At 58.7% G+C, this 11959-nt stretch carries 12 protein-coding genes; 5 read left to right on the top strand and 7 right to left on the bottom strand.

Features of this window, described 5'->3' with window-relative positions; all coding sequences use genetic code 11:
* Window positions 1-83 precede the first annotated feature (83 nt).
* Window positions 84-323 carry a hypothetical protein gene (locus JQ848_RS15900; protein WP_003441392.1) on the bottom strand — a complete coding sequence of 80 codons (240 nt, stop codon included), beginning with the start codon at window positions 321-323 and terminating at the stop codon, window positions 84-86.
* Between the two features lie 196 nt (window positions 324-519).
* On the opposite strand from JQ848_RS15900, the gene JQ848_RS15895 reads away from it, so the two are divergent.
* A complete protein-coding gene (locus JQ848_RS15895) occupies window positions 520-1080 on the top strand; it encodes an NADPH-dependent FMN reductase (RefSeq protein ID WP_003441395.1) in 561 nt (186 codons plus the stop codon).
* Window positions 1081-1158: 78 nt separating this feature from the next.
* Here JQ848_RS15895 and phnX read toward each other — a convergent pair whose 3' ends face one another.
* Together phnX and JQ848_RS15885 are read right to left on the bottom strand one after the other, a co-directional pair.
* Window positions 1159-1986 carry a phosphonoacetaldehyde hydrolase gene (gene phnX / locus JQ848_RS15890; RefSeq protein WP_003441397.1) on the bottom strand — a complete coding sequence of 276 codons (828 nt, stop codon included), beginning with the start codon at window positions 1984-1986 and terminating at the stop codon, window positions 1159-1161.
* Window positions 1987-2055: 69 nt separating this feature from the next.
* Entirely contained in the window at window positions 2056-3165 is a 1110-nt protein-coding gene (locus tag JQ848_RS15885; RefSeq protein WP_202210936.1) for a 2-aminoethylphosphonate--pyruvate transaminase, read from the bottom strand.
* Window positions 3166-3280: 115 nt separating this feature from the next.
* Here JQ848_RS15885 and JQ848_RS15880 point away from each other — a divergent pair, with 115 nt between their 5' ends.
* Entirely contained in the window at window positions 3281-4153 is an 873-nt protein-coding gene (locus JQ848_RS15880; protein ID WP_010655826.1) for a LysR substrate-binding domain-containing protein, read from the top strand.
* 426 nt (window positions 4154-4579) lie between these two features.
* Here the strand turns inward: JQ848_RS15880 and JQ848_RS15875 are convergent, their stop codons facing one another.
* Both JQ848_RS15875 and JQ848_RS22855 read right to left on the bottom strand, forming a co-directional pair.
* A complete protein-coding gene (locus JQ848_RS15875; RefSeq protein WP_010655825.1) occupies window positions 4580-5449 on the bottom strand; it encodes a LysR substrate-binding domain-containing protein in 870 nt (289 codons plus the stop codon).
* 165 nt (window positions 5450-5614) lie between these two features.
* Window positions 5615-5740: a hypothetical protein gene (locus JQ848_RS22855; protein ID WP_255401988.1), complete on the bottom strand. Its 126-nt coding sequence runs from the start codon at window positions 5738-5740 to the stop codon at window positions 5615-5617.
* Between JQ848_RS22855 and JQ848_RS15870 the strand changes: the two genes are divergently transcribed.
* The 3 genes from JQ848_RS15870 to JQ848_RS15860 all read left to right on the top strand — a co-directional run bounded on the left by JQ848_RS15870 (window position 5739) and on the right by JQ848_RS15860 (window position 9283).
* Window positions 5739-7064: an MFS transporter gene (locus tag JQ848_RS15870; RefSeq protein WP_003441405.1), complete on the top strand. Its 1326-nt coding sequence runs from the start codon at window positions 5739-5741 to the stop codon at window positions 7062-7064. The genes JQ848_RS22855 and JQ848_RS15870 overlap by 2 nt on opposite strands.
* Before the next feature lie 15 nt (window positions 7065-7079).
* Window positions 7080-8471, top strand: coding sequence for an FAD-dependent oxidoreductase (locus tag JQ848_RS15865; RefSeq protein ID WP_202210935.1), 1392 nt, complete (start codon window positions 7080-7082; stop codon window positions 8469-8471).
* A gap of 107 nt (window positions 8472-8578) precedes the next feature.
* Window positions 8579-9283, top strand: coding sequence for a YebC/PmpR family DNA-binding transcriptional regulator (locus JQ848_RS15860; RefSeq protein WP_003441407.1), 705 nt, complete (start codon window positions 8579-8581; stop codon window positions 9281-9283).
* An 84-nt stretch (window positions 9284-9367) separates the two neighbouring features.
* Here the strand turns inward: JQ848_RS15860 and JQ848_RS15855 are convergent, their stop codons facing one another.
* Window positions 9368-10678, bottom strand: coding sequence for a leucine-rich repeat-containing protein kinase family protein (locus JQ848_RS15855; protein WP_202210934.1), 1311 nt, complete (start codon window positions 10676-10678; stop codon window positions 9368-9370).
* 79 nt (window positions 10679-10757) lie between these two features.
* On the bottom strand, window positions 10758-11909 hold the full coding sequence (locus JQ848_RS15850) for a M14 family metallopeptidase (protein WP_003441409.1): 1152 nt from the start codon (window positions 11907-11909) through the stop codon (window positions 10758-10760).
* Between the last annotated feature and the right edge of the window lie 50 nt (window positions 11910-11959).

Raw genomic sequence — 11959 nt, 5'->3', positions numbered from 1 at the left:
TGTTCAGCGGATGAGGTTTCAGCGTTGTGAAGCCTGACCCAAGTCTCATCCTGTGACTTCAGCGGTATGCCGAGTGCAGCAGGTTATGCAGGGATTACAGGGACTACAGGTGCGACATACTCGGTTTCGCGAATCAGAATGACGCCCGACTGCACCAGTTCGAAGTTGTCGTCATCAGTCTTTTTGACGCGATCGCCAATAGCCAGTTTGTACGTTGTTACGGGCTGGTCGCCTGTTGCTTCTAAATTTTCAAACTCATGCACGGAATAGACACGACCTTCCGCGTCCCTTGCATGAAATTGCCCAACGAGAACTGCAGCCATTTGTAGAGAACCTCTGGAGATAAACACCCAATTTGCGGTTCTGTAGACCGTTGATCAGTAGGGGAAGTTTAACGATTTGGAAAAAATAGTCCGTCTACTTTACAGGCTTGCAAGCCGATAAGGTGAACCGGGGTGCAAGAAAGGCTTCCGATCATCTATAACTAGTCTTCCTATCGCCAGACTCTCGAGGTTTTTTATGAGCAAGGTCTACAACGTTGCAGTGTTGGTCGGCAGTTTGAGGAAGGATTCCCTTAACCGAAAGGTGGCCCTGGCGCTCGCAGAACTGGCACCGGCCCAGCTGAAACTGAAGATTGTAGAGATTGGCGAACTGGCGCTGTACAGCGAAGACATTGATGTGACGCCGCCACCTGCGTCTTACACGACCTTTCGCGATCTGATCCGTCCGGCCGATGCCGTACTGTTTGTCACTCCTGAGTACAACCGCTCGGTCCCCGGGGTATTAAAAAACGCCATTGACGTCGGGTCCCGGCCTTATGGTCAAAGCGTATTCAACGCCAAGCCGGGAGCCGTGATCAGCGTCTCGCCGGGGGCGATCGGTGGCTTCGGGGCCAACCATCATTTGCGCCAGTCGCTGGTATTTCTCAATGTGCCGTGCATGCAACAGCCAGAAGCCTATCTGAGCGGAGCAGGTGATGCGTTTGATGCGGCGGGCAAATTGTCCGAGAAAACCCGGCCATTTTTGCAGAAGTTCATCGACGAATTTGCCAAGTGGGTCGAACAGCAGCACAAGGTCTGAAGCTTTAGAAGCGCCGACCTGCAAATAAAAAACGCGGCAGACCTGGTCACAGGCTGCCGCGTTTTTGTTTCTGCAGACTCAGCTGCTTTGTGGCATCTCGCCATTGGCCAGGCGCTTGTTGATATCGGCAATCACGTCCGGCAGATCACTGATGGTGTCGATCATGTAGTGCGGGCGTGAGCCTTCGAACAAGGTGTGGATGCGTTTGCGTTCGCTGGCCAGGGTTTGCGCGTCGAGCGCCTTGTACTGCTCGTAGGTCAGGCCCAGGGCGTTGCCGGAGCACACCAGTGCCACCGTCCACATCCCGGCCCGACGGCCTTCGAGGATACCCGGAACGGTGTCATCGATCTTCACGCAGGCACCCACATCGTCGATACCCAGGGCAATCACGTTGGCCAGTGCCTGGGCCGGCCATGGGCGACCGTTGGGAACTTCGTCGGTGGCAACGACGTGGTCGGCGATGTAGCCGTTGGTTGCGGCCAGCTCGACCACCTTGGCCATCACTTGCGCCGGATAGCCCGAGCACGAACCGATTTTGATCCCTTGCTGGCGCAGCTCGGCAATGGTTTCCAGAGCGCCGGGAATCAGTGCCGAGTGGTCAGCGATCTTTTCGATTTGCAGTGGCATGAAACGCTCGTAAATCGCGGTCACATCTTCGTCGGTGGGTGTGCGGCCAAATACTTTTTTGTAACGCTCGGCGACCTGAGGCTGATCGCACAGGGTGCGGATGTGATCCCACTTGCCCATGCCCATCGGCCCGCGGGCTTCTTCGATGGAGACCTGGACGTCGAACTCGCCGAAGGCTTCGACAAAGATCTGCGTCGGAGCGAACGAGCCGAAGTCGACCACGGTGCCAGCCCAGTCGAGAATGGCGGCCTGAAGTTTGCCTGGATTGGTGTAGTTCATGTCAGTAAGTCCTGTATGAGCAGCCGTGGCCGCACGCAATAATTAGGTTGGTTTTGAGCGTTGCGAACTTCAGATTTCCTGCACTTCCATTTCCTGCAGCACCTGGGCCACAGCGTTCACCGCGGCTTGCATTTCGGCCTGATTGACATGGCCGATGCAGCCCACACGGAAGGTTTCGACCTGGGTCAATTTACCCGGGTACAGGATGAAACCCTTGGCCTTGACGCGCTCGTAGAACTCCTTGAACTGATACCGCGGGTCTTTCGGCGCGTGGAACGTGACGATGATCGGAGCCTGGATTGACTCTGGCAGGAAGCTGCGAATGCCCAGTGCGGCCATGCCGTCGAGCAGCACCTGGCAGTTGTCGGCGTAGCGCCGGTGACGCGCCGGCAAGCCGCCTTCTTCGTTGTATTGCAGCAGGGCTTCATGCAAGGCGGCGACCACGTGGGTCGGCGGGGTGAACCGCCATTGTCCGATCCTGGCCATGTAGGCATGCTGGTCTTGCAGGTCCATTGCCAGTGAGTGGGAGTTACCCGTTGCGCCAGCCAGTGATTCTTTGCGGGCGAATACGAAGCCCATCCCCGGTACGCCTTCCAGGCATTTGCCCGAGGCCGCGATCAGCGCATCAAAGGGTACTTTTTGTGCATCGACGGGCAGGGCACCGAAAGAACTCATGGCATCGATAATCAGACGTTTGCCATGTCGGGCAATAACTGCAGCAATTTCCGGCAGCGGGTTAAGAATCCCGGTGCTGGTTTCGCAATGAATCAATGCCACATGGGTGATGCCCGGATCGGCCTGCAGCAGGCGTTCAACGTCAGCGGCAGTAGTGGGCTGGTCTTCGGCTGTTTCAAAGGTGCTGAAACGCCGGCCCAGGACTTCACAGATTTTTGCCAGGCGTTTGCCGTAGGCGCCGTTGATCAGGACCAGAACGTTGCCATTGCGTGGCACCAGTGTGCCGATTGCGGCTTCGACGGCGAAGGTGCCGCTGCCCTGCAAGGGCACGCAGTGATGACTCCCGGCGCCATTGATAATGGCCAGCAGTTGCTCACAGAGGCTGGCGGTCAGCTGGTTGAAGCTGTCATCCCATGAACCCCAGTCGACCATCATCGCCTGGCGGGTACGCGCCGAAGTGGTCAGTGGGCCAGGGGTCAGCAGGATCGGCGCGACAGTACTCATTCTGGTTTCCTCACAAACTTTGGGATGGCTACTGGATACACGGCATAAGTTGCAGTTTGAGTTGATATCAATCAAATTGTTTATTGTTATGCCAGTCATCAGTGAGACTTATGCGATGAATTTGTTCCAGCTCCGTGCGTTTGATGCTGTGGCCCGTGAGGGCAGTTTTACCCGCGCCGCGGCCCGATTGTTTATCAGCCAGCCGGCGGTGACCGGGCATATCAAGACCCTTGAGGAGCACTATCAAATTACCTTGCTGCGGCGTACTGCCCGGCGTGTGGAACTGACGGAGGAGGGGATAAAGCTGGCGGCCATCACCCGTGCCATGTTCGGTTTGGTGGATGAAGCGCAGGTTATGCTTGAGGCTAATCGCCAGTTGCTCACAGGGCGGCTTGAAGTGGCGGCGGACGGTCCGCACATGGTCATGCCGATGCTGGCAAGCCTGAGGGCGCGTTACCCCGGGATCACCGTCAACTTGCGTCTGGGAAATGCTCAGGAAACCCTGGCTGCCCTGCTTTCAGAACACGCCGATGTGGCGGTGCTGACCGAGGTTGAACCGCGTAAAGGGCTGACTTTGCGGGCACTCGGGGAGTCCCGGATTTGTGCCCTGGTGCCGGCCAGTCATCCATGGCTGGCGCTGGCGGATGGCATCGACATTTCCCTGCTGGACCAGGTGATCATGGTGTTGCGTGAGCCCACCTCAATCACCCGGCGCACCTTTGATGAGGCATGCGAGGGCGTCGGCGTGACACCGCGGGTACTGCTGGAGCTGGACAGTCGCGAGGCGGTGACCGAAGCCGTGGCGGCACAGTTGGGTATCGGGATCGTGTCGTCGCTGGAGGTCAGCCATGACCCTCGCGTACGAGCGGTGCCGATCAACGGGGCCGGATTGCTCAACCGGCACATGCTCGGCTGCATGGAGCGGCGTGCCGGATTGCGGTTGATCAAGGCGTTTATGGAACTGGCCCCGGCATTTGAAACGGTCTGACACCTCGTGGGAGATCCCTTGTAGGAGCGAGCTCTTTGCGGTGGTTGAAAAGCTCGCGAGACAAGCTCGCTCCTACAGGTGCAATTGCAGCCTCATGCATGGGGTGCCTGACGGCCTGGGCGGAGAAAGCTGCGATCTGCCTTGTCTCCCGCATTTCTGCACGGCACAAACCCCGTAGGAGCGAGCTCTTTGCGGTTTGGTTGAAAGGCTCGCTCCTACAGGTGCAATTGCAACCTCCTGCATGGGGTGCCTGCCGGCCTGGACGGAGAAGGCTGCGATCTGCCTTGTCTCCGGCATTTCTGCACGGCACAAATCCCGTAGGAGCGAGCTTGCTCGCGAGCTCTTTGCGGCTTGGTTGAAAAGCTCGCGAGACAAGCTCGCTCCTACAGAGGGGGTGGTTCTTTCCCGGGGGCGATTGGCAAGGGCTTACAAACTCTCGCGCACAATATCCAGAAATGTCGCCACCACCCGCCGGGAACTCTGCTCCTGCAGGCAGACCAGGGTCTCGGTCAGGCGTCGTTTACAGTCAGTGATGGGCAAGGCGATCACCCGTGAGTCCGAGCCGAACTCTGCCGCTGAAACCACCCCTACGCCAATCCCGACCACCACTGCCTCCCGCGCGGCTTCGCGACCTTCCACCTGAATCGCGGCCCGCATCCGCAGACCCGCCTGACTCATTTCTTCTTCCAGGGTCTGGCGGGTTACAGAGCCGATTTCACGCAATACCAGCGGGGTGTCCTCCAGGTCGGAGAGGCATATCGAACTGCGACCGGCCCACGGATGGGTGCGGGCAACAAACGCCACCATGGGATCACTGCGCAATCGCAGACTAAGCAGCCTGTCATCACTGACCTCGCGCCCCAGCAACGCGAGATCGGCCTGATAGTTGAACAGCCGGGCCAGAGATTCGTCGGTGTTACCGGTTTCGATTTTGACGCTGATGCCGGGGTAGCGTTCGCAGAACCGGGCGATCTGCGGCAGTACGTGTACAGGCGCATCTACGGCCAGCACCAGGCTGCCGGTTTGCAGGGCCTGGGAGTCCTGTAACAACTCTTGGGCTTCGGCCTGCACCACAAACAGGCGCTGGGTGATGCTCAGCAAGCGCTCCCCCAGATCGGTCAGGCGCACCGAACGTTTGTTGCGATGGAACAACAAAACACCGAAGCGCTCTTCGAGTTTTCGTACCTGATCGGAGATTGCCGGCTGACTCAAAAACAACCGCTCGGCTGCGCGGGTGAAACTGCCGTGGACGGCAACCGCATGAAAGGCTTTCAACTGCGCATGGGAAACCGGCATCGGACAACCTCTTACAAGCTGAGCTTATTAGTGAAATACGATAAATCGATTTTACCTATTAGTCAGTAATTGCTTTGATCGATTCCGGCCCGGCGTTATGTCCTCGATAGCGCCGGGTTGTGACATGCCCCTGAGCGATCCTGAAATCTAATAAAAACAGGACCGTCATGGCTTGTCTGATTGATGCCGCCCTGGTCTGAACAGCGGCATTGAAGTGCTCAACACAATAAAAAAACAGGCGATCTTTTCTGATTCTGCCGGCACATCCACATCAGAGGTCAGACCCGACATGAACAAGTCCATTGGCACCATCAAGCGTTGGCGGATGCAGGTTTTCGCCATCACCTGGCTGGCCTACGCGGCCTTTTACTTCACGCGCAAAGCATTTTCCGTAGCAAAGCTGGGAATTGGTGAAGATCCGACCTTCCATCTGGACAAGATGGCGATGGCCAACCTCGATGCGGTCTATCTTGCGGCTTACGCCATCGGCCAATTTACCTGGGGCATCCTCGCCGATCGCTATGGGCCGCGGGTGGTGGTCATGGGCGGGCTGATCATCTCGGCCCTGGCTGCCCTGATGATGGGCACTTTTGCCACCTTGCCCATCTTCGCCACATGCATGCTGATTCAGGGCCTGGCGCAATCCACGGGCTGGTCGGCGTTGTGCAAAAACATTGGCAGCTTCTTTCCGGCAGAACAGCGTGGTCGGGTGCTGGGGTTGTGGAGTTCGAGTTACGCCTTTGGCGGGCTGGTGGCTTCGCCGTTTGCCGGTTGGTGGGCATACACCCTGATGGGCACCTGGCACGCGGCATTTATTTCCAGTGCGGCGGTAGTGGCGGTGGTCGCGGTACTGTTTTTTATCTTTCAGCGCAACAAGCCTGAAGATGTCGGTTTGCCAGCCGTCGAACCCGAGCCGCAGATGACGGCCGAGGAAGAAGCTGCGGAAAAACGCCTCAGTATCTGGGCGCCACTACGCGAAATCATGCGCAATCGAACGGTGCTGACCCTGGGGCTTGCGTACTTCATGCTCAAGCCGGCGCGTTACGCGATTCTGTTGTGGGGGCCGGTAATTGTCTTCGAACAGATGCCACAAGTGGGCAAGGTTGGCGCCGCGATTATTCCTACGGCGTTTGAGCTGGCCGGTTTGCTGGGGCCGATCATGATTGGGCTGGCGTCGGACAAAATCTTCGGTGCCCGGCGCATGCCCGCCTGCATTCTGAGCCTGCTGGCGCTAACCGTTTCCCTGGCTTTCTTTATGGGGGCCTTGCAGTCCGGCAGTGTGCTGCTGGTGGTCGCCCTGCTGTTTGTGATGGGGCTGACCCTGTACGGCCCGGATTCGATGATCTGTGGCGCCGCGGCGATTGATTTTGGTACGGCCAAAGCCGGTGCTACGGCGGCGGGGTTTGTAAACGGCTGCGGCTCGGTCGGGGCGGTGCTGGGTGGTCTGCTGCCGGGCTATTTCGACACGGTCACAGTGTTTATCGTCTTTGCCGTCTGCGCACTCTTTAGCGCGCTGGTACTGATCCCGCACTGGAACAGTCGTCCTGACGGGTACAAACGCGAATGTGCCTTCGTGCCCAATCATCCGTTGTTGATCAAACCTTTTCGTACCTGAGTGGGAGAACTATCCATGCGACCTTTTTGGCTGGAGCAGGCGCTTGCCCTGGAACATGTCGAGCCTTGTGAAGCATTGACGGGTGAGGCCCGTGCCCAGGTCTGCATTGTGGGCGGCGGTTATACCGGACTGTGGACGGCCATCATGCTCAAGGAGCAGAACCCGCAGCTGGATGTGCTGCTGATAGAGGCCGATATCTGCGGGGCAGGGGCCAGCGGGCGCAATGGCGGCTGCGCATTGTCGTGGTCGGCCAAGTATTTCACCCTGGAGCGTCTGTTCGGGGTAGAGGAGGCGGTGCGCCTGGTGAAGGCCTCCGAGCAAAGCATTTATGCCATTGGCGCGTTCTGCGAAAAGTACGGGGTAGATGCCGATTACCGGCTGGACGGCACGCTGTACACCGCGACCAATCAGGCCCAGGTCGGCTCGACGGACGGGGTGATTGCAGCGCTGGAGCGTCAGGCCATCAACTCGTTCAGCAAGCTGGCGGTGGACGAAGTGCAGCGCCGTGCGGGTTCGGCTCAACATACGGAGGGCTGGTTCTCTCCGGCCGCCGCCAGTGTACAGCCGGGCAAACTGGTGCGCGGTTTGCGCCGGGTGGCATTGCAGCTGGGGGTACGGATCCATGAAAACACCCCTATGGTCGGTCTGGAAGAAGGTGCCACGGCCCTGATCCGGACCCCGACCGGCAGCATTCGCGCCGAGCGCGTGGTGCTGGCGATGAACGCCTGGATGGCCAGGGCATTCCCGCAGTTTTCCCGCAGTGTGGCGATTGTCTCCAGCGACATGCTGATCACCGAGCCGCGCCCGGACTTACTGCAAGAGATCGGCCTGACCAGCGGCGTGACAGTGCTCGATTCGCGAATTTTTGTGCACTACTACCACAACACTCCGGACGGCCGGATCATGCTCGGCAAGGGCGGCAATACCTTTGCCTATGGCGGGCGCATGCTGCCGGTGTTTGATCAGCCTTCGCCCTACGCCGGGTCGTTGCAGAAAAGTTTGCAGCAGTTTTTTCCAGCATTTGCCGGGGTGGGTGTCGAGGCCACCTGGAACGGTCCCTCGGACCGCTCAGTGACCGGCTTGCCGTTCTTCGGCCAGATGAGCGGCCATGGCAATGTGTTTTATGGTTTCGGCTACTCAGGGAGCGGAGTGGGGCCCTGTCACATGGGCGGGCAGATTCTGGCCTCGCTGGTGCAGGGGCAGGCCAACGACTGGACACGTTCGCCGCTGGTCAATGGTCCGCTGGGGTATTTTCCGCCTGAACCTATCCGCTACCTGGGCTCGTTGATGGTGCGCAATGCCATTCGACGCAAGGAACGGGCGGAGGACCACGGGCGCCGGCCAAGGCATCTGGACGTGCGTCTGGCCAAATTTGCCGCCGCTGCGGGCAAGGCTGACAAAGGTTGAGGACCGATCGATTGGATTTTTTGGTCGATTGAGGACTTCTTGCCGTATAAACTTGCGCCCATTCGACGGCCAACCCGCCGCGACACACCAGATTGAGAGAGTGAGTAATGGGCGCACAGTGGAAGGTTAAACACAAAGCGGACGCCGCCAACAGCCGCGGCAAGATTTTTGGCAAGCTGGCCAAGGAGCTGACGGTCGCTGCTCGTAATGGCGCAGACCCGGACATGAATTCGCATCTGCGTTTGGTATATGAACAGGCCAAAAAGGCGTCGATGCCGGCGGACACCATCAAGCGCGCGATCAACAAAGGCGCCGGTATCGGTACTGAGGCGGTGCAATATCACCGCGTCACGTACGAAGGTTTTGCTCCGCATCAGGTACCACTGATCATCGAGTGCCTGACTGACAACATCAACCGTACCGTGGCTGAAATCCGCGTGGCATTCCGCAAGGGTCAATTGGGCGCTTCGGGTTCGGTAGCGTGGGACTTCAACCATGTCGGCATGATCGAAGCCAAGCCGGACGCCCCGGATGCAGATCCTGAGATGGCCGCGATTGAAGCTGGCGCCCAGGACTTTGAGGAAGGTGAAGAAGAAGGCACTACGCTGTTCATCACCGAGCCGACGGACCTCGATGCCGTGCAAAAAGCCCTGCCGGAGCAAGGCTTCACCGTATTGTCGGCCAAGCTGGGCTATCAGCCGAAAAACCCGGTCAGCGCTTTGACCGATGAGCAAATGGCTGAAGTTCAAGAGTTTCTGGCCAAGCTGGAAGAGCAGGACGACGTACAAGAGATGTTTGTGGCGTTGGCATAACCCCGGTCGCTGCCACAGGCTGCCTGTGGCAGCAGCCCTGCGCTCCTTGTCGCAGCCTGCGCCAGCGACTACTGCATCAGGCTTTTAGCCCAATGCCCGGGTGATTTCGGCAAAACCCGGGCGTGCCAGTACATCGGCTTGTATGCAGCGCTGCTGCAGGTCGTGCAGCCGTTCTTGCTGTTGATCGCTCAACCCCGTGTCGATCCGCTCCAGCAATTCCCCCAGTAAAATCCCGAATGCACGCACTTCAATGCGCTGCAAGGCGCGGGTGTGCGGGCTGTCGTCAATGGCGTGAAAGCACGCTGCGCCAAAGTCGCCGAGCAGGCAATCGCCCTGGGCATTGAACATGATGTTGTGCCCGTACAGATCACCATGACAGATGCCCTGCGCGTGCAGATGACCGGCTGCCGAGGCCACGCCGCGGGCAATGCGTAGCGCGCAGTCGGCGCTGAAGCGGGTGTGTGTTTGATAGACGTCACGGCTGCAGGTATCGAAGCTTGGCAGGGCGGCGAGATTGGCGAAGGACGGATCGATCAATTCCATGACCAGCCCCGCGGTGTTGTCAGGGTGACCCGCGACACGGCCCAGGACTTTGATCAGGTTCGGATGCTGGCCGGCGGCAATGCAGGCGTTCATTTCATTGAGCGGTGAGCCGTCGCTGGTGATGCTGCCTTTGTAGAGTTTGACGGCAACGGATCTGCTTGCCTGGCCGGGTGCGCTCCAAAGGGCTCTGGAGATGATGCCCGACGCGCCTTCGCCCAGCTTTTGTTCAAGCTCGAGCTGTGACCAGTGAATGTCCGGCGTGTTGTCGGCTGTAAGCTGCGCGCTGGCGTCTTCGTGCAGCGGATTACCGGCATAGGCCAGCCAGCTCAGTCCCGGCAGTGTCAGCAGCCAGTCGGGCACTTCGTGCAATTGGTTGGCCGCCAGGCGGATCAGCTCCAGGCGCTTGCAGTTAACCAGGCTGGTGGGCAGTTGTTGCAGGCGGTTACCTGCCAGCATCAATTTTTGCAGTAACGGTCGCTGACCCAGTTCTTCGGGTATGTGCTCGATGCTGTTGTCGGTCAGTATCAACCAGCGCAGCAGGGGCGGCAGCGAAGTGCCGGGCACTGAGGTGATGCGGTTGGCTTTGAAGCCAACCATGCTCAACTGCGCGCACTGCCCCAGGCATTCGGGCAGTTCGGTGAACCTGTTGTCCGAGCAAAACAGAATCCGCAAATGAGTCAGGCGATGTAAATCCTCGGGCAGGCTGCTCAGGGCGTTACCGCTCAGATTGAGAATTTCCAGTGAGTCCGCCAGCTGAAAAATCTCGGCCGGGAACTCGGTCAGTCCACAGGACAGATCAAGGCGTTTGCAGCCAGCCAGTTGGCCGGCGCGCAATTTAGCGAGGGTATCCATAAAGGAGCTTTGAGTACTCGTGAGAATCTATTGATATGGCGGCCAGGGGGAAGATATCTGGCCGCCGCTTACTCCGGGTTTAGCGCAACTCGCGAACCATGTCCGACAAGGTGCTGAGCACACTCTTGCCCAGTTGCATGGAGCGTTTACCGTCCCAGCCGGTTTGTGGCTGCGGTGCATCGTTGTTGTCCTTGAACGGCATCTCAAGGGTCAGCGACAGGCAGTCAAAGCGCTGGCCGACGCTGTTGCAGGCCAGGGTCATATTGGCAAGGCCGGGTTCGTCCCGGGTGTAGCCGTGGGTCGTCTGGAAGTCAGGGGTCAGGTTACTCAGATGAGTGCGGAAACGCTCTTCCAGGGTCGCCAGGCGCTCGGTGTAACCCGGGTTGCCCTCGCAGCCTGCAGTGAACACATAAGGGATTTCTTCGTCCCCGTGAATATCCAGAAACAGGTCCACCCCGTATCGGGTCATTTGCTCCAGAGCGAAGAACACCTCAGGGCTTACGTTCGGGTCGGTGTTTTGCCAGGCCCGGTTCAGGTCCTGGCCGTTGGCGTTGGTCCGCAAATGGCCGTGGAACGCGCCGTCCGGATTCATATTGGGGATCAGGTACAGGTCGGCGAAGTCCAGTAGCTTGCGCAACTGCGGGTCGCTGCCTTGTTCCAGGCGCTCAAGGACTCCCTGCATGAACCACTCGGCCATATGTTCACCGGGGTGCTGCTGGGCAATGATCCATATCTTGCGTTTGTGGCTGGCGCCATTGCCCTTGCGCAAGAGCTGGATGTCGCGGCCTTCAACACTTTTACCGACTGCCAGCAGTTCGCAGCCCGACCACTGGAGTGCATTCTTGATCAACAGATCATGACGCTCGCGGCTGTAGGGTTCGAAGTAAGCAAACCAGATGACTGGGTGCTCGGCCTGCACACTGAAATTCAAGGCTTTGCCGTCGAACTCGGTGGGAACACGGAACCAGGTTTCGTGATCATAGGACGCCACGGCCTGGTAGCCATCCCATGCTTTGTTGTAAGAGGACTGGCTGGCGTTGCTCAATTGAAAATGGTGGGTCTGGCCGGGTATCAGGCCTTCGGCCTTGAAGTGGAACCATTGAAAGTGCGGGCTGCGGGTATCGGGCTTGATCGCAAGCTTGAGGTGCAGCGGGTCACTGGCATCCAGCACCTGGATGTTGCCGCTGTCAAAGTCACTGCTGATGCGAACGGAAGAGGGCGCCACGGTCATCGTCAAAGTCCCGGAATCTGATAATTGTGGGCGTTACTTTACATCGCAAC

Origin of the sequence: Pseudomonas paraversuta (genome assembly GCF_904067025.1) — a bacterium.
Classification (GTDB): domain Bacteria; phylum Pseudomonadota; class Gammaproteobacteria; order Pseudomonadales; family Pseudomonadaceae; genus Aquipseudomonas; species Aquipseudomonas paraversuta.
This window is presented reverse-complemented; position numbering and strand designations above follow the sequence as displayed.